This window comes from Streptomyces flaveolus (assembly GCF_044765825.1).
In the GTDB taxonomy this organism is placed as follows: Bacteria; Actinomycetota; Actinomycetes; order Streptomycetales; family Streptomycetaceae; genus Streptomyces; species Streptomyces flaveolus.
Window position 1 is genome coordinate 579,266 of record NZ_JBIWKU010000003.1, and the last position, 16,249, is coordinate 595,514.

Annotated in this window: 15 protein-coding genes and 1 riboswitch; of the genes, 5 read left to right on the plus strand and 10 right to left on the minus strand. The window is 72.9% G+C overall.

The window, feature by feature from the left end; genetic code table 11:
- The first annotated feature begins 43 nt into the window (after positions 1 to 43).
- Both ACIRG6_RS12195 and ACIRG6_RS12200 read left to right on the plus strand, forming a co-directional pair.
- The gene (locus ACIRG6_RS12195) at positions 44 to 1,411 is read left to right on the plus strand and encodes an FAD-binding protein (protein WP_365020046.1); all 1,368 of its coding nucleotides are present in this window, start codon (positions 44 to 46) and stop codon (positions 1,409 to 1,411) included.
- Between the two features lie 17 nt (positions 1,412 to 1,428).
- Positions 1,429 to 2,184, plus strand: coding sequence for a decaprenylphospho-beta-D-erythro-pentofuranosid-2-ulose 2-reductase (locus tag ACIRG6_RS12200; RefSeq protein WP_318214133.1), 756 nt, complete (start codon positions 1,429 to 1,431; stop codon positions 2,182 to 2,184).
- Between the two features lie 11 nt (positions 2,185 to 2,195).
- Here the strand turns inward: ACIRG6_RS12200 and ACIRG6_RS12205 are convergent, their stop codons facing one another.
- From ACIRG6_RS12205 to pdxR, 6 genes are all read right to left on the minus strand, one after another.
- Positions 2,196 to 2,774, minus strand: coding sequence for a 2'-5' RNA ligase family protein (locus ACIRG6_RS12205; RefSeq protein ID WP_364676584.1), 579 nt, complete (start codon positions 2,772 to 2,774; stop codon positions 2,196 to 2,198).
- Between the two features lie 174 nt (positions 2,775 to 2,948).
- Entirely contained in the window at positions 2,949 to 3,959 is a 1,011-nt protein-coding gene (gene trpS, locus ACIRG6_RS12210; protein ID WP_239765554.1) for a tryptophan--tRNA ligase, read from the minus strand.
- 158 nt (positions 3,960 to 4,117) lie between these two features.
- A complete protein-coding gene (locus ACIRG6_RS12215) occupies positions 4,118 to 5,569 on the minus strand; it encodes a glycine hydroxymethyltransferase (RefSeq protein WP_364676581.1) in 1,452 nt (483 codons plus the stop codon).
- 29 nt (positions 5,570 to 5,598) lie between these two features.
- Positions 5,599 to 5,685: riboswitch (ZMP/ZTP riboswitch) on the minus strand.
- 146 nt (positions 5,686 to 5,831) lie between these two features.
- Positions 5,832 to 7,016: a glutathionylspermidine synthase family protein gene (locus ACIRG6_RS12220; protein WP_364676579.1), complete on the minus strand. Its 1,185-nt coding sequence runs from the start codon at positions 7,014 to 7,016 to the stop codon at positions 5,832 to 5,834.
- A 6-nt stretch (positions 7,017 to 7,022) separates the two neighbouring features.
- Entirely contained in the window at positions 7,023 to 7,373 is a 351-nt protein-coding gene (locus tag ACIRG6_RS12225; RefSeq protein ID WP_239765551.1) for a hypothetical protein, read from the minus strand.
- Positions 7,374 to 7,451: 78 nt separating this feature from the next.
- The gene (gene pdxR, locus ACIRG6_RS12230) at positions 7,452 to 8,837 is read right to left on the minus strand and encodes a MocR-like pyridoxine biosynthesis transcription factor PdxR (RefSeq protein WP_403322316.1); all 1,386 of its coding nucleotides are present in this window, start codon (positions 8,835 to 8,837) and stop codon (positions 7,452 to 7,454) included.
- A gap of 46 nt (positions 8,838 to 8,883) precedes the next feature.
- On the opposite strand from pdxR, the gene ACIRG6_RS12235 reads away from it, so the two are divergent.
- From ACIRG6_RS12235 to ACIRG6_RS12245, 3 genes are read left to right on the plus strand one after another with little or no spacing between them, the layout of a single operon-like run.
- Entirely contained in the window at positions 8,884 to 9,393 is a 510-nt protein-coding gene (locus ACIRG6_RS12235; RefSeq protein ID WP_403322318.1) for a carboxymuconolactone decarboxylase family protein, read from the plus strand.
- Entirely contained in the window at positions 9,390 to 9,836 is a 447-nt protein-coding gene (locus tag ACIRG6_RS12240; protein ID WP_364676572.1) for a carboxymuconolactone decarboxylase family protein, read from the plus strand. Before ACIRG6_RS12235 ends, ACIRG6_RS12240 begins: the two co-directional genes overlap by 4 nt.
- A complete protein-coding gene (locus ACIRG6_RS12245; RefSeq protein WP_364676570.1) occupies positions 9,833 to 10,552 on the plus strand; it encodes an isocitrate lyase/PEP mutase family protein in 720 nt (239 codons plus the stop codon). Before ACIRG6_RS12240 ends, ACIRG6_RS12245 begins: the two co-directional genes overlap by 4 nt.
- A 3-nt stretch (positions 10,553 to 10,555) precedes the next feature.
- Here the strand turns inward: ACIRG6_RS12245 and ACIRG6_RS12250 are convergent, their stop codons facing one another.
- From ACIRG6_RS12250 to ACIRG6_RS12265, 4 genes are read right to left on the minus strand one after another with little or no spacing between them, the layout of a single operon-like run.
- Positions 10,556 to 11,506, minus strand: a complete 951-nt coding sequence (locus ACIRG6_RS12250; protein ID WP_403322322.1) for an ABC transporter substrate-binding protein — start codon at positions 11,504 to 11,506, stop codon at positions 10,556 to 10,558.
- Between the two features lies 1 nt (position 11,507).
- The gene (locus tag ACIRG6_RS12255) at positions 11,508 to 13,451 is read right to left on the minus strand and encodes an ABC transporter permease (RefSeq protein WP_403322325.1); all 1,944 of its coding nucleotides are present in this window, start codon (positions 13,449 to 13,451) and stop codon (positions 11,508 to 11,510) included.
- The gene (locus ACIRG6_RS12260; RefSeq protein WP_403322328.1) at positions 13,451 to 14,677 is read right to left on the minus strand and encodes a quaternary amine ABC transporter ATP-binding protein; all 1,227 of its coding nucleotides are present in this window, start codon (positions 14,675 to 14,677) and stop codon (positions 13,451 to 13,453) included. Before ACIRG6_RS12260 ends, ACIRG6_RS12255 begins: the two co-directional genes overlap by 1 nt.
- Positions 14,674 to 16,206, minus strand: a complete 1,533-nt coding sequence (locus tag ACIRG6_RS12265) for a GMC family oxidoreductase (RefSeq protein ID WP_364676563.1) — start codon at positions 16,204 to 16,206, stop codon at positions 14,674 to 14,676. The genes ACIRG6_RS12260 and ACIRG6_RS12265 overlap by 4 nt, the downstream gene beginning before the upstream one ends.
- Positions 16,207 to 16,249: the final 43 nt, after the last annotated feature.

A 16,249-nucleotide genomic window follows, 5' to 3' on the forward strand; every position in this document is an offset into this window, starting at 1 on the left:
TTCCGGATCTGATCGTCCGCCCAAGGGGGATACGGTCACCGGCATGTCTGCCGACACCGTTCCCGTCGACGAGTGGGGTCCCGTCACCGGCTGGGGCCGCACCGCGCCCACCGCGGCCCGTCTGATCCGTCCGCGGACGTACGAGGAGGCCGCGGCGGCCGTCCGGGACTGCGGGGCCCGCGGCGGCATCCCGAGGGGCCTGGGCCGGGCGTACGGCGACGCGGCGCAGAACGCGGGCGGTGCCGTGCTCGACATGACGGGCCTGGACCGGATCCACGCCATCGACGTCGACGGCGGCACCGTGCTGTGCGACGCGGGCGTCTCCCTGCACCGGCTGATGGAGGTCCTGCTGCCGCTCGGCTGGTTCGTGCCGGTCACGCCCGGCACCCGCTATGTGACGGTCGGCGGGGCGATCGGCGCCGACATCCACGGCAAGAACCACCACGTGTCCGGCTCCTTCGCCCGGCACGTGCTGTCCCTGGAGCTGCTCACCGCCGACGGCGGGGTCCGCACCGTGGACCGGGGCACGCCGCTGTTCGACGCCACCGCCGGCGGCATGGGCCTGACCGGGGTGATCCTCACCGCGACCGTGCGGCTCCAGCCGGTCGAGACCGCGCTGATGTCGGTCGACACCGAGCGTGCCGCCGACCTCGACGACCTGATGGCCCGCCTGACGGCCACCGACCACCGCTACCGCTACTCGGTCGCCTGGATCGACCTCCTCGCGCGCGGCGCGGCGACCGGCCGCGCGGTCCTCACCCGCGGCGACCACGCCCCGCTGGACGCGCTGCCCGCCCGGGCCCGGCGCGAGCCGCTGGTCTTCCGCACCTCGCGCCTGCCGGCCGCCCCCGGTTTCCTGCCGGAGGGGCTGCTCAGCCGGACGAGCGTGGGTCTGTTCAACGAGCTCTGGTACCGCAAGGCCCCCCGTGCGCGCCGCGGGCAGCTCCAGCGGATCTCCACCTTCTTCCACCCCCTGGACGGGGTGCCCCACTGGAACCGGATCTACGGCCGCGGCGGCTTCGTGCAGTACCAGTTCGTCGTCGGTCACGGCCGGGAGGAGACCCTGCGCCGGATCGTGCGGCGCATCTCCGCGCACCGCTGCCCGTCCTTCCTGGCCGTCCTCAAGCGCTTCGGGGTAGCCGACCCGGGCTGGCTGTCGTTCCCGGTGCCCGGCTGGACGCTGGCGCTGGACGTCCCGGCCGGGCTGCCGGGGCTCGGGGCCTTCCTCGACGAGCTCGACGAGGAGGTCGCCGCGGCCGGCGGCCGGGTCTACCTCGCCAAGGACTCCCGGCTGCGGCCCGAGCTGCTCGCCGCGATGTACCCGCGCCTGGACGACTTCCGCGCACTGCGCGCGGAGCTGGACCCGCGCGGGGTGTTCATGTCCGACCTGTCCCGGCGCCTCGCCCTGTGACCCCTTCTGGAGCTGTCGTGAAGGACGCCTTCGGCCTCCCCCAGTCCCTTCTCGTCCTCGGCGGTACGTCCGAGATCGCCCTGGCCACCGCGCGCCGGCTGGTCGCCCGCCGCACCCGCACCGTGTGGCTGGCCGGCCGCCCCTCCCCCGCGCTGGACGCGGCGGCCGGGCAGCTGCGCGGGCTGGGCGCCCAGGTGCGCACCGTCGCCTTCGACGCGCTGGACCCCGAATCCCACGAGGAGGCGCTGGGCAAGGTGTTCGCCGAGGGCGACATCGACCTGGTGCTGCTCGCGTTCGGCATCCTCGGCGACCAGGCGCACGACGAGCGCGAGCCGCTGAACGCCGTGCGGGTCGCGCAGACCAACTACACCGGCGCGGTCTCGGCCGGTCTGGTGAGCGCCCGCGCGCTGCAGGCGCAGGGGCACGGCTCGCTGGTGGTGCTGTCGTCCGTGGCCGGGGAGCGGGCCCGCCGGGCCAACTTCATCTACGGCTCCAGCAAGGCCGGCCTGGACGCCTTCGCGCAGGGCCTCGGCGACGCGCTGCACGGCACGGGCGTGCACGTCATGGTCGTACGCCCCGGGTTCGTGCGGTCGCGGATGACCGCCGGCCTGGAGGAGGCGCCGCTCGCCACGACGCCCGAGGCGGTCGCGTCGGCCATCGAGCTGGGGCTGCGGCGCCGCTCGGAGACGGTGTGGGTGCCGGGCGCGCTGCGGGTGGTGATGTCTGCGCTGCGGCACCTGCCGCGGGGGGTGTTCCGGCGGCTGCCGGTGTAGGGGGCCGTGCGCTAGCGGGTCGGCAGGGAGCCGGTCTCCACGCGTTCGGCCTGCGGGGGCACGACCGCGCTGCCGAAGGGGAACTCGCGCAGCTTGCGCCACACCCCGTCGGCGCCCTGCTCGTAGAGCGCGAAGCCGGTGCACGGCCACTGGGCCTCGTAGTCGGCCAGCTCCTCGTAGGCGCGGTCCATCGCGGCCTCGTCGATGCCGTGCGCGACCGTGACGTGCGGGTGGTACGGGAACTGCAGTTCGCGCGGGACAGGCCCGGAGGAGTCGCGGACCCGCTTCTGGAGCCAGGAGCAGGCGGCGGCGCCCTCGACGACCTGGACGTAGACCACGGGCGACAGCGGGCGGAAGGTCCCGGTGCCGGACAGCCGCATCGGGAAGGGGCGGGCGCGGGCCGCCACCTCCGCCAGGTGCGACTCGACGGCGGGCAGCGTCGCGCCGTCGATCTCGGTCGGCGGCAGCAGGGTGACGTGCGTGGGGATGCCGTGTGCCGCGGCGTCGCCGAAGCCCGCGCGCAGCTGCTGAAGCCGGCTGCCGTGAGGCTCCGGGACCGCGATCGACACGCCGATCGTTACGGTCCCCACGTCGTCTCCCTGTCGTTCTGTCGGTGCCGCCCGCCCACCGGCGCGCGGCGGTGGCCGCCGATGCGGCCACCCGGTTATCGACTGTACGGCCACGACCCTGTCCCGGGCAGGCGCAACCGGAGTGATGTGCAGCGCTACGGCGGCGTGCCGGGGCGCTCGGCGCGGTACCGCCGGTCAGTGCTTGGCGGGCAGGAAGCCCATGCCGTCGTAGGCCCGGGCGAGGGTTTCGGCGGCGACGGCGCGCGCCTTCTCCGCGCCCTTGGCGAGTACCGCGTCGAGGGTCTCCGGGTCGTCCAGGTACTGCTGGGTGCGCTCCCGGAAGGGCGACACGAACTCGACCATGATCTCGGCGAGGTCCGTCTTCAGGGCGCCGTAGCCCTTGCCCTCGTACTGCTGCTCCAACTCGGGGATCGTCGTGCCGGTGAGCGTGGAGTAGATCGTCAGCAGGTTGCTCACGCCGGGCTTGTGCTCACGGTCGAAGCGGATCACCGTGTCGGTGTCCGTGACCGCGCTCTTGACCTTCTTCGCGGTGGCCTTCGGCTCGTCGAGCAGGTTGATCAGGCCCTTCGGGGTGGCCGCCGACTTGCTCATCTTGGCGGTCGGGTCCTGAAGGTCGTAGATCTTCGCCGTCTCCTTGAGGATGTAGGCGCTCGGCATGGTGAAGGTGTCGCCGTAGGTCTGGTTGAACCGGTCGGCGAGGTCGCGGGTCAGCTCGAGGTGCTGGCGCTGGTCCTCGCCGACGGGGACCTGGTCGGCCTGGTAGAGCAGGATGTCGGCGACCATCAGCATCGGGTACGTGAACAGGCCGACGGTGGTGCGGTCGCTGCCCTGCTTGGCGGACTTGTCCTTGAACTGGGTCATCCGGGAGGCCTCGCCGAAGCCGGTGATGCAGTTCATCAGCCAGCCGAGCTGGGCGTGCTCGGGCACGTGGCTCTGCACGAACAGCGTGCAGTGCTCCGGGTCGAGTCCGGCCGCGAGGAGCTGGGCGGCGGCGACGCGGGTGTTCTCCCGGAGCACCTTCGGGTCCTGCGGGACCGTGATCGCGTGCAGGTCGACGACCATGTAGAACGCGTCGTGGGTGTTCTGCATGTCGACCCACTGGCGGACGGCGCCGAGGTAGTTGCCGAGGTGGAACGAGCCGGAGGTCGGCTGGATACCGGAGAGCACGCGGGGACGATGCCGCATGGCGGAGCCATTCCCCTGAGGGTGGGGGTGGGAGACGGGAGGGCGTTCAGAGGCCATGTCCGTCATTCTCTCAGAGCCGGGAGGGTGGCTCCCGGGGTGGGGAACTGCGGGCCGTCCGTGGCCGGGCACGCAGTTCCCCGCGCCCCTTTCGGGCGTGGTCAGCCCAGGTCGATCTCCGGGTAGAGCGGGAAGCCCGCCACCAGGTCCGTCGCGCGGCGGGAGATCTCGTCGGAGACCTTCTCGTCCAGGACGTGGGACGCCTTGGAGGGGGCCCCCGACTTGGTGGTGCCCGGCTCGGCGGCCGTCAGGACGCGGTCGATGAGGCCCGCGACCTCGTCCATCTCGGCGGTGCCGAGGCCCCGCGTGGTCAGCGCCGGCGTGCCGATGCGGATGCCGGAGGTGTACCAGGCGCCGTTCGGGTCGGCCGGGATGGCGTTGCGGTTGGTGACGATGCCGGAGTCCAGCAGCGCCTGCTCGGCCTGGCGGCCGGTGAGGCCGTAGGAGGATGCGACGTCGATCAGGTTCAGGTGGTTGTCCGTGCCGCCCGTCACCAGGGTGGCGCCGCGGCGCGTCAGGCCCTCGGCGAGAGCGCGGGAGTTGTCGACGATGCGCTGGGCGTAGTCCTGGAACGCGGGCTGCCGGGCCTCGGCGAGGGCGACGGCCTTGGCGGCCATGACGTGCGGGAGCGGGCCGCCGAGGACCATCGGGCAGCCGCGGTCGACCTGGTCCTTGAGGGAGTCGTCGCACAGCACCATGCCGCCGCGCGGGCCGCGCAGCGACTTGTGGGTGGTCGTCGTGACGATCTGGGCGTGCGGGACCGGGTCGAAGTCGCCGGTGAGGACCTTGCCCGCGACCAGGCCGGCGAAGTGCGCCATGTCGACCATGAGGGTCGCGCCGACCTCGTCGGCGATCTCGCGCATGATGCGGAAGTTCACCAGGCGGGGGTACGCGGAGTAGCCGGCGACGAGGATCAGCGGCTTGAACTCGCGGGCCTGGGCGCGCAGGGCCTCGTAGTCGATGAGGCCGGTCACGGGGTCCGTGCCGTAGGAGCGCTGGTCGAACATCTTGCCGGAGATGTTCGGGCGGAAGCCGTGGGTGAGGTGGCCGCCCGCGTCGAGGGACATGCCGAGCATGCGCTGGTTGCCGAAGGCCTGGCGCAGCTCGGCCCAGTCGGCCTCGGAGAGGTCGTTGATCTGGCGGACGCCGGTCTTCTGGAGGAACGGCGCCTCCACGCGGTCGGCGAGCACGGCCCAGAAGGCGACCAGGTTGGCGTCGATGCCGGAGTGCGGCTGGACGTAGGCGTGGCGGGCGCCGAAGAGCTCGCGCGCGTGTTCGGCGGCCAGGGACTCGACGGTGTCGACGTTGCGGCAGCCGGCGTAGAAGCGGCGGCCGACGGTGCCCTCGGCGTACTTGTCGCTGAACCAGTTGCCCATGGTCAGCAGGGTGGCCGGGGAGGCGTAGTTCTCGGAGGCGATCAGCTTGAGCATCTCGCGCTGGTCGGCGACCTCCTGGCCGATGGCGTCCGCTACGCGGGGTTCCACCGTGCGGATGACGTCGAGCGCGGCTCGGTAGGCGACGGACTCGGGGGTGAGCTGCTGCTCGGCGGACATGGGGACCTCCGGACGTAGTGGTCGGCGTTCGGGTCGGCCCAGGCGCACGGCTCTCGTTGCTCGGGCCGCTCCCCGATGGTTGGTCCCATCCCAGCGCGCCAGTCACGGCCCGTGGTCAGCCTACCCGGGCCCGCGGAGGGGTGCGGGAGGTGTCCGGGATGCGGGAGCGTCTGCGTGGTTTTCCTGCATCGCGGGGTGCCGGTGCGTTGTGGCTGATCGCGCGGTTCCCCGGGCCCCTTGAGGGGCGCTCACCCTAGGCCCCTCAAAGGATCACGTGGGGCAGGAACCTCGCGTACTCGTCCGTCACCAAGCCCGAGGACTCTCTGATGCCCAGGCCCGCCGACTCGTTCTCGACCACCCACGCGCCCAGGACGACGTGGTTGCCGTCGAAGGCGGGCAGAGGGGCCAGCTCCTGGTAGCAGCAGGGTTCGTCGCGGGGCGTCGGGTCGGTGCCGGGGGCGTGGATCGTGACGCCGGCGCCCTCGCGGCCGAGGAGGGGCTTGGCGACCCAGCCCGTGCTGCCGGCCAGCTCGCGCGGGCCGTCCAGGTAGGCCGGGAGGAGGTTGGGGTGACCCGGGTACAGCTCCCACAGGATCGCCAGCAGGGCCTTGTTGCTGAGCAGCATCTTCCAGGCGGGTTCGATCCACAGGGTGGTGCCGGTGCCGCCGCCGTTGTCCAGGGTGTCCAGGACGTGGTCGGCGAAGCGGTCGGTGGTGAGCCACTCCCACGGGTAGAGCTTGAAGATGCTGCGGATGAAGCGGAGCCTGTTGTCGACGAAGCGGCCGGAGAGGCGGTCCCAGCCGATCTCCTCCATCGAGATCCAGTCGGTGGCCAGGCCGGCCTGCTCGGCGGTCTCCTTGAGGTAGGCGACCGTCATCAGGTCCTCGCCGAGCTCGTCGTCCGAGGAGTGCGCGAAGTACAGGGGGCTGCCCGGCGGGAGGAGGGCGGCCTGCTTCTTCCAGGCGTCGACGAGGCGCTCGTGGAGCGAGTTCCACTGGTCGGCGCCGGGGAAGCGCTCCTCCATCCAGAACCACTGCGGGGAGGCCGCCTCGACCAGCGAGGTCGGAGTGTCGGCGTTGTACTCCAGGAGCTTGGCCGGACCCGTTCCGTCGTAGCGCAGGTCGAAGCGGGCGTACACGGAGGGGAGTTCGGCGCGCCGCCGCCAGGCCTCGGTGACCGCTTGGACGACGCGCGGGTCGGTGATGCCGAGGTCGGTGAAGCGGCCGTCGGTCACGATGTGCTCGGCCGCCGCGAGGCACATGCGGTGCAGTTCCTCGACGACCTCCTCCAGCGCCTCGACCTCGTCCAGGGGGAAGACGTAGTAGGCGCTCTCGTCCCAGTAGGGACGCAGGGAGTCGTCGGGGTAGCGGGTGAGGGGGTAGATGAGCCCCTGTTCCTCGACGGTCTGCTGCCAGCCGGGGCGGGGGGCGACGGTGCGGCGCTCCACGGAGGCTCAGCCGCCGCCGCTGCCGGAGCCCGAGCAGCCGAAGCCGCCGCGGTCGACGGCCTCGTCGCGGCTGAAGGTGCCGGAGTCGGCCCAGCCCTTGCTGACGTCGGCGTCGTAGTACCAGTCGGCGTCCGTGACGCGCGAGGTCTTGCGGCCCTTGCCGGAGGAGCTGCCCGACGAGCCCGACTTGCAGTTCTTGTCGGCGACGACCTTGTAGCCGTTGAGGTAGTCGTAGCTGTCGCGGTCCACGCAGCGGCGGTCGGGGTCCGAGCCGCACGCGCTGAGGGCCGCCGCGAGCACTCCCATGCCGCCGAGCACCACGGTGCTCGAACGCAGCCGTCGCCGGGTCTCTGCCATGTCCTTGTCTCCCCGTTGTCCAAGCACCTGTACGACAGTTGGGCCGATCGAGTGTACGGCGCCCGCCGCGGGTGGACTCTACGGCAGCGCCCGGCACAGCGCGTCCAGGGCCCCCGCCCAGGCATGGTCGGGCGGGGTGCCGTAGCCGACGACCACGGCGTCCCGCGGTTCCGTCACCGCCTCGGGGTGCCGGAAGACGGACAGGCCGTACAGGCCGAGGCCCTGCCAGGCCGCCGCGCGGACCACCTGCTGCTCGGTGCCGGGCGGCAGCCCGAGGACGGCGTGCAGACCGGCCGCGATCCCGGTGACCCGCACCTCGGGGGCGCGGTCGGCGAGCGCCGCGACCAGGGCGTCCCGGCGGCGCCGGTAGCGCAGGCGGGCGGAGCGGACGTGGCGGTCGTAGGCGCCGGAGGTGAGGAACTCGGCCAGGGTCAGCTGGTCCAGCACGCCGCAGGTGTCGAGGCCCCCGCGGGACGCCGTGAGGTCGTCGGCGAGGCCCGGCGGGAGCACGGCCCAGGCCAGCCGCAGGCCCGGGGCGAGGGACTTGCTCGCGGTGCCGAGATAGACGACGCGGTCGGGGTCCAGGCCCTGGAGGGCGCCGACGGGCTGGCGGTCGTAGCGGAACTCGCCGTCGTAGTCGTCCTCCAGGACCAGGCCGCCGGTGCGCCGCGCCCAGTCCACGACGGCGGCCCGCCGGTCGGGGTGCAGGGGCACGCCCATCGGGAACTGGTGGGCGGGGGTGAGCAGCACGGCGCCCGCGTCGGCCGGTCCGACGGGGTCGGTGCCGCTCGCGTCGAAGGGCAGCGGGACGGTGCGCAGCCCGGCGGCGGTCAGCAGGTCGCGGTGCACATGGAGGCCGTACGACTCGACGGCGACGGTGTGCACGCCGCGCGCCTTCAGTAGGGCGGCGAGCAGGGTCAGGCCGTGCGCGAACCCGCCGAGGACCAGCAGGCGTTCGGGGTCGGCGCGCACGCCACGGGCCCGGGCGAGGTAGCCGGCCAGCGCGGTGCGCAGCTCCGGGCGCCCGCGGGGGTCGCCGTAGCCGAGGGCGTCGTGCGGGGCGGCGGTGAGGGCGCGGCGGGCCGCCCGGAGCCACTCCGCGCGCGGGAAGGAGGCCAGGTCGGGCGTGCCGGGACGGAGGTCGTAGGCGGGGCGGGTGCGGGTGCGGGGGCGCGGGGCCTGCCCGGCGGGCGGGACGACGGCGCGGTCCGCGACGCGGGTGCCGGAGCCCTGGCGGGCGGTGAGCCAGCCCTCGGCGACGAGGTCGGCGTAGGCGTCGGCGACGGTGTTGCGGGCGATGCCGAGGTCGGCGGCGAGGGTGCGGGAGGAGGGCAGGCGGGTGCCGGCGGCCAGGCGGCCGGTGCGGACGGCCTCGCGCAGGGCGTCGGTCAGCCCGCGGCGCAGGCCCGGCCCGGCCGGTTCCAGGTGCAGGTCCACGCCGAGAGTGGCCCAGGGTTTCGCCATGGAAATGGACCATACTCCTGGGCTGCTTCGTTCCTAGGGTCGAGGCATGACGACGCACACCGATGACACGACGACCGCGGAGTATGCCTCCGAACTGCCCGTACGGCTGGAATGGGCCAAGCACGCCCCCGATGTGTACAAGGCGATGATCCGGCTGGACACGGCCGCCCGGCGGGGGGTGGACCCGACGCTGTACGAGCTGGTGAAGATCCGCGCCTCCCAGATCAACCGCTGCGCCCTGTGCGTCGACATGCACAGCAAGGACGCCCTCGCGGCCGGGGAGAGCGTGGAGCGGATCATCCAGCTCAGCGCCTGGGAGGAGTCGCGGCACTTCTACACCGAGAAGGAGCTGGCGGCGCTGGAGCTGACGGAGGCCGTGACCGTGCTGACGGACGGTTTCGTCCCCGACGACGTCTACGAGAGGGTCGCGAAGCACTTCGACGAGTCGGAGCTGGCGCAGCTGATCGCCGTCATCACGGTGATCAACGCCTGGAACCGCTTCGGCGTGACCTGCCGCATGACCCCGGGGCACTACCGGCCGGGACAGCACGGATGACGGCCCGCACGCGGCTCCTGGACGGGGAGGTCGCGCAGGCCATGTCCGCGCTCAGCGCGGCGGCGAAGAAGGGGCTCGGCGACCTGGCGCTGGCCGAGCTGGTGATGATCCGGGCCTCGCAGATCAACCACTGCGCGTTCTGCCTGGACATGCACCTCACCCTCGCCCGGAAGAACGGGGAGAGCGAGCAGCGGCTCGGTCTGCTCGACGCCTGGGAGGAGGCCGAGGAGCTCTACAGCGAGCGGGAACGGGCCGCGCTCGCGCTGACCGAGGCGGTGACGGTCCTGACGGAGGGCTTCGTGCCCGACGCCGTGTACGAGCGGGCCGCCGCGCACTTCCCGGACGGCGAGCTGGCCCACCTCGTCGGGCTGATCGCCGCCATCAACAGCTGGAACCGGGTGATGGTCGGCCGCCGTGTCCCGCCGGGGGGTTACACACCATGAGCAAGGTCGGCATCTTCCGCGCCCTGCACCACGGCCGGGCTCCGGGAGACCCCCTCGTCCTGCCCGGCCCCTGGGACGCGGCGAGCGCCCGGGTTTTCGCGGAGGCCGGGTTCCCGGCGCTGGCGACGCCCAGTGCCGGGGTCGCCGCCTGTCTCGGGTACGAGGACGGGCGAACCCCGGCCGACGAGATGTTCGCGGCGGTCGCACGGATCGCCCGGGCCGTCGACGTACCGGTGTCGGCGGACGTGGAGGACGGGTACGGGCTGGCGCCCGGGGAGCTGGTGGAGCGGCTGCTGGCGGCGGGTGCCGTGGGCTGCAACCTGGAGGACTCCACGGGCGGGGTGCTCAAGGACCCGCGCGAGCACGCCGGGTGGCTGGCCGAGGTGCGGGCGGCGGCCGGGGACCGGCTGTTCGTCAACGCCCGCATCGACACGTTCGTCCGGGGCATCGCCGACCCGGACCGGGCCATCGAGCGGGCCGCGCTGTACGTCGCCGCGGGCGCCGACTGCGTGTACCCGATCGGCGCCCCCGTCGACGTGGTGCCGCTGCTGCGGGCCGGTGTCCAGGGGCCGGTGAACGTCGTCGCACGGCCCGGGGAGGGCCCCTCGCCCGCCGAGCTCGGCGAACTCGGGGCCACCCGGGTCACGTTCGGGCCGGGTCTCCAGCGGCGCGCGGAGCGGGCGGTGCGGGAGATCGCGGCCGAGCTGACGAAGTGAGGGTCAGGGCAGCCACTTCCGCCAGACGGACTCGTGGCTGTCCACCCACTTCTTCGCCGCCTCCTCGGGCCGCATCTTCTGCTCGGCGATCATCAGGGAGACCTGGTTCTGATCCTCGGTCGTCCACCGGAAGTTCCTGAGGAACTCCGCCGCCTTGCCGCCGTTCTTGGCGAAGCCGGCGTTGAGGTACTTCTGCAGCGGCGTGACCGGATAGGCGCAGTCGACCTTCTCCGGGTCGGCGTCGCAGCCCTCCTTGTACGGCGGCAGCTTCACCTCGGTCATCGGGACCTTCTCGAACAGCCACTGGGGCGTGTACCAGTAGGTCAGGAAGGGCTTCTTCTCCTTGGCGAACTGCTTCATCTGGGTGATCTGGGCGGCCTCGGAGCCGGCGAAGACGACCTGGTAGTCCAGGCCCAGGTTCTTCACCAGCGCCTTGTCGTTGGTGACGTAGGACGGGGAGCCGTCCATCAGCTGGCCCTTGCCGCCGCTCTCGGCGGTGCGCAGCAGCTCGGCGTACTTGTCCAGGTTCTTCCAGTCGGTGACGTCCGGGTGCTTCTTCGCGAAGTACGTGGGGACGAACCAGCCGATGTGCCCGGTGACGCCGAGGTCGCCGCCGGCGGCGATGGTCTTCTTGTCCGCGACGTAGCGCTGTTCCTGCTCGGGGTGTCCCCAGTCCTCCAGGATGGCGTCGACCCGGCCCTGGCTGAGCGCGTCCCAGGCGGGGACCTCGTCGACCTGGACGGTGTCGACGCGGTAGCCGAGCTCGTGCTCCAGCAGGTACTGGGCGACGGCCACGTTGGCCTGGGCGCCGACCCAGGACTGCACGGACAGGGTGACGGTCTTCGCGCCCTGGGCGTTCGCGAACGGGGAGGCCTGCTTGGTCATGTCGGCGGCGCCGCAGCCGGTGGCCAGCACCAGCACGGCGGCGGCCGCCGTGATCCGCTTGCGGGACATCTCAGGCTCCCTTCTTCGTACGGCGTCCGGTGGGCTGGGTGACCCGGTCGAGCATCAGGCCGAGGCAGACGATCGCCGCTCCGGCCACCAGGCCGGTCGCCAGGTCGCCCTGGGCCAGGCCGAAGACGACCTGGTAGCCGAGCGCGCCACCGCCGACCAGGCCGCCGATGATGACGACGGCGAGGACGAGGACGACACCCTGGTTGACGGCGAGCAGCAGGGACCGGCGGGCCAGCGGGAGCTGGACCTGGCGCAGTTGCTGTCCGCTGGTCGCGCCGAGCGAGCGCGCCGACTCCATCGCGGCCGGGTCGACCTGGCGCAGCCCCTGGGTGGTGATGCGGACGACGGCCGGGAGGGCGTAGACGACCGCGGCGGCGACGGCCGGGGCGCGGCCCACGCCGAACAGGGCGACGACCGGGATCAGGTACACGAACTGCGGCATCGTCTGGAAGACGTCCAGGACGGGCCGCAGCAGGCGTTCGAAGCGGTCGCTGCGGGCGGCGGCGATGCCGGTGGCGAAGCCGATGACCAGGGTCACGGCTACGGCGGCCAGCACCTGGGAGAGCGTGTCCAGGGACGGGTTCCACACGCCGAGCACGCCGATCGCGGCCATGGCGAGGACGGCGGTGAGGGCCGTGCGCCAGGTGCCGATCAGCCAGGCCAGGGCGGCGACGATCAGCAGCACGGACCACCAGGGCAGCCACTGGAGGCCGTCCCGCAGCGGGTTGAGGACCCAGCTCGTGAAGTGGGCGGCCCAGTCCGCGGTGCCGCCGACGACGGGGACGCCGGAGTAGAGGTGCGCGGTCATCCAGTCGACGGCCCGGTTGACGGGCTCGGCGATGTCCACCTCCCACGCCTCGGGCCAGTCGAGGAGGCCGGCGAGACGTCCGGCGACCGCCACGACGACGGCGGCGACGAGGGCGTAGAGCCAGGTCACCGGGGACTTGCGGGTCTCTGTCAGCCGCTCCCCCGCCGCGCCGGTGACGCGGTCCAGGACGACGGCGAGCAGCACGATCGGGATGCCGGCCGCGAGGGCGGCTCCGACGTCGACGGAGGCGAGCGCCTGGTAGACGCGGTCGCCGAGGCCGCCGGCGCCGATGACGGAGGCGATGACGGCCATGGACAGCGCCATCATGATCGTCTGGTTGAGGCCGAGGAGGAGTTCCTTGCGGGCCAGCGGGAGGCGCGCGGTCAGCAGCCGCTGGCGGGCGGTGGTGCCGAGGGACTCGACGGCCTCCAGGACCTCCTTGTCGGCGCCGCGCAGGCCGAGGGCGGTGAGCCGGGCCATGGGCGGGGCGGCGTAGACGACGGTGGCCAGGACGGCGGCGGGGACGCCGATGCCGAAGACCAGGACGACGGGGAGGAGGTAGGCGAAGGCGGGCAGCACCTGCATGGTGTCGAGCACGGGACGCAGGACGCGGTCCATCCGGTCGGACAGGCCGGCGGCGAGGCCCAGCAGGGCGCCCACGGCGACCGACGCGAGGACGGCGACGACCATCAGGGCGAGGGTCTGCATGGTCGGCACCCACATGCCGAGCAGGCCGCAGGCCAGGAACGCGGCGGCGGTGCCCAGCGCCAGCTTCACGCCGGCCGCGCGCCAGGCGGCCAGGGCGCCGATCGCGGTGACCCCGGCCCAGCCGACGGCGAGGAGGGCGAGGTAGACGGCGCGTACGGCGATGGTGACGGCGTTGCTGACGTGGCCGAAGAAGTAGAGGAAGAGAGGGTGGCTGTCGCGGTTGTCGATGATCCAGTCGCTGGCGCTGCCGAGCGGGGCGGAGACGTCGACGGTGAGGGCGGCGGGCCAGGTGGCGCCGGGCCACTGGGTGACGGCGAGGGGGACGAGGACGGCGGCGGCCACGGCGAGCGTGAGGAGCTTGCGAGCGGCGGGGTGGGTGAGGACACCCGGCGGCGACACCTTCTGGGACGTTGCGGTGATCGTTGCCATCAGACCGGCTCCTCGCTGGGGGCGGCCGGCTCGCGGCGCTCGGGCTGTGCGAGGGCGCCGCCGCCGGGGGCGGGGACGGTCGGCTCACGGCGCCGGGCCGGTGCCGGTGCCGCTGCCGCGTCCGCTGCGGGGGCGGGGGCGGGTGCGGCGCCTGCGGCGGCGGGGGTGTCCGATGTGCCCGCCACCACCGACAGCAGGGCGTCCGCGTCGATCACGCCCAGGCAGCGGCCGTCGGACATCACACGGGCCGGGGAGCCGGCGCGGGCCACCGCCTCGATGGCCTCCGTGACCGTGGCCTCGGGGCGCAGCGCGGGTCCGGTGCCGGCCTCGTCGGAGGAGGAGGCGGGGCGCATGGCCGTACGGACCGTCAGGACCTGCTCGCGCGGGACGTCACGGACGAACTCACGGACGTAGTCGTCGGCGGGCGAGCCGACGATCTCTTCCGGGGTGCCGAGCTGCACGACGCGGCCGTCGCGCATCAGGGCGATGCGGTCGCCCAGCTTCAGGGCTTCCTGGAGGTCGTGGGTGATGAAGACCATCGTGCGGCCCTCCTCGCGGTGCAGCCGGACGACCTCCTCCTGCATCTCCCGCCGGATCAGCGGGTCGAGCGCGCTGAACGGCTCGTCGAAGAGCAGCACCTCGGGGTCGACGGCGAGGGCGCGGGCGAGGCCGACGCGCTGGCGCTGGCCGCCGGAGAGCTGGCCGGGGCGGCGGTGCTCCAGACCCTCCAGGCCGACCTTGGCGACGATCGCGGCGGCGCGTTCGCGGCGCTCCGCGCGGCCCATGCCCTGGACCTCCAGGCCGTACGCCACGTTGTCGAGGACCGTGCGGTGCGGGAGCAGGCCGAAGTGCTGGAAGACCATCGCGGCGCGGTGCCGGCGCAGTTCGCGCAGCCGGGACCGGTCCATGGCGCGGACGTCCTCGCCGTCGATGGCGATGGTGCCCGCGGTCGGCTCGATCAGCCGGGTCAGGCAGCGCACCAGCGTGGACTTGCCGGAGCCGGACAGGCCCATGACGACGAAGACCTCGCCCTTGCGGACGTCGAAGGAGACGTCGCGGACAGCGGCCGTGCAGCCGGTGCGGGAGCGCAGCTCGGCCGGGGTCAGGGCGGTCAGCTCCGGGTCGCCGGGGACACTGGCGGCCTTCGGGCCGAAGACCTTCCACAGGCCGTCCACGGAGAAGACCGGCGGCCGCACCTGCGTGGTGCCGTTGACGGTGGCGGTCATCGGGCATCACCACCGATCAGCTCGACGGCACGTTCCCCGACCATGAGGACGCCGATCATCGGGTTCACGGCGGGCATGGTCGGGAAGACGGAGGCGTCGGCGACGCGGATGCCGTCCAGGCCGCGGATGCGCAGTTCGGGGTCGACGACGGCCTGCTCGTCGTCGGCGGCGCCCATCCGGCAGGTGCCCGCCGGGTGGTAGACGGTGTGCGCGACCTTGCGCGCGTACTCGCTCAGCTCCTCGTCGCCGGTGATGTCCGGACCGGGGCAGACCTCGCGCTTGAGCCAGTGCGCGAGCGGCTCGGTCGTGGCGATCTCACGGGCGATGCGGATGCCGTCGACCAGGGTGCGGCCGTCGTAGTCGTCCTCGTCGGTGAAGTAGCGGAAGTCGAGGGCGGGCTTGACCTCCGGGTCGGCGCTGGTGAGGTAGAGGCGGCCGCGACTCTTCGGCTTGGGGATGTTCGGGGTCATGGAGACGCCGAACTCCGGTCGCTCGTAGCCCAGTCGCTCCGGGTTGTCCGTGAACGGGATCTGGTAGAAGTGGAACATCAGGTCGGGGCCCGCGTGTTCGGGGTCGCGGCGCACGAACAGACCGGCGTCGGAGTCCATCGCGGAGTTCTCCGGGATGGGGCCGTTCGTCTCCCACACGATCACCGACTCGGGGTGGTCGAGCAGGTTCTCGCCGACGCCGGGCAGGTCGAGCGCCACGGGTATGCCGAGCGCCTCGAGGTCCTCGCGGGGCCCGATGCCGGAGTGCAGCAGCAGACGCGGCGAGTCGACGGCTCCGGCACAGAGCACGACCTCGTTGCGTGCCTTGACCAGGATCTCCTCGCCGTCCTTGGTGCGGACGTGGACGCCCTCGGCGCGGGTGCCGTCCAGCTCCAGCTTGTACGCCCAGGTCTCCAGCATGACGGTGAGGTTGGCCCGCTCGTCCATCACCGGGTGCAGGTACGCCACCGAGGCCGACGAACGCTTGTTGTTCTCCGGGTGGTAGGCCAGGTCGAAGAAGCCGACGCCCTCGGTGAACGGCTTCTTGTTGAAGCCCTCGACGCGGGGCACCTCGAGCGCCTTCTGCGCCGCGTCGACGAAGTCGCGGGCGATGGCGTTCCGGTCCTTCTCGTCGACCGCGACGATGTTGTTCTCCAGCCGGGCGAAGTACGCCTCCATCTGCACCGCGCCCCAGCCCTTGGCGCCCGCGGCCTCCCACTCGTCCCAGTCGGACGGCAGCGGCTTGAAGGCGATGAGGGTGTTGTGGGAGGAGCAGCCGCCGAGGACGCGGGCGCGGCTGTGCCGGATGTGGGAGTTGCCGCGAGGCTGCTCGGTGGTGGGGTAGTCGTAGTCGAGCTCGCCGCCGAGCAGGCCCATCCAGCGGCGCAGGGTCAGCACGTCGTCGCGGCCGACGTCGCTAGGGCCGCCCTCGATGACGGCGACGGTGACGTCCGGGTTCTCGGTGAGGCGGGCGGCGACGACGGAGCCTGCGGTGCCACCGCCGATGACGACGTAGTCGTAGACCTGGGGGGTCTCGGGCATGGGGGTACTCCAGAAGGGCGTGGGGACGGGGAGAGGTGAGCGG

Bases quoted from the DNA above. Each gene is read 5' to 3' on its own strand.
- ACIRG6_RS12195 (WP_365020046.1), top strand. From the start codon at position 44: ATGTCTGCCGACACCGTTCCCGTCGACGAGTGGGGTCCCGTCACCGGC.
- trpS (WP_239765554.1), bottom strand. From the start codon at position 3,959: ATGCGGCATCGTCCCCGCGTGCTCTCCGGTATCCAGCCGACCTCCGGC.
- ACIRG6_RS12215 (WP_364676581.1), bottom strand. From the start codon at position 5,569: ATGTCCGCCGAGCAGCAGCTCACCCCCGAGTCCGTCGCCTACCGAGCC.
- ACIRG6_RS12225 (WP_239765551.1), bottom strand. From the start codon at position 7,373: ATGGCAGAGACCCGGCGACGGCTGCGTTCGAGCACCGTGGTGCTCGGC.
- pdxR (WP_403322316.1), bottom strand. From the start codon at position 8,837: ATGGCGAAACCCTGGGCCACTCTCGGCGTGGACCTGCACCTGGAACCG.
- ACIRG6_RS12235 (WP_403322318.1), top strand. From the start codon at position 8,884: ATGACGACGCACACCGATGACACGACGACCGCGGAGTATGCCTCCGAA.
- ACIRG6_RS12240 (WP_364676572.1), top strand. From the start codon at position 9,390: ATGACGGCCCGCACGCGGCTCCTGGACGGGGAGGTCGCGCAGGCCATG.
- ACIRG6_RS12245 (WP_364676570.1), top strand. From the start codon at position 9,833: ATGAGCAAGGTCGGCATCTTCCGCGCCCTGCACCACGGCCGGGCTCCG.
- ACIRG6_RS12250 (WP_403322322.1), bottom strand. From the start codon at position 11,506: ATGTCCCGCAAGCGGATCACGGCGGCCGCCGCCGTGCTGGTGCTGGCC.
- ACIRG6_RS12255 (WP_403322325.1), bottom strand. From the start codon at position 13,451: ATGGCAACGATCACCGCAACGTCCCAGAAGGTGTCGCCGCCGGGTGTC.
- ACIRG6_RS12260 (WP_403322328.1), bottom strand. From the start codon at position 14,677: ATGACCGCCACCGTCAACGGCACCACGCAGGTGCGGCCGCCGGTCTTC.
- ACIRG6_RS12265 (WP_364676563.1), bottom strand. From the start codon at position 16,206: ATGCCCGAGACCCCCCAGGTCTACGACTACGTCGTCATCGGCGGTGGC.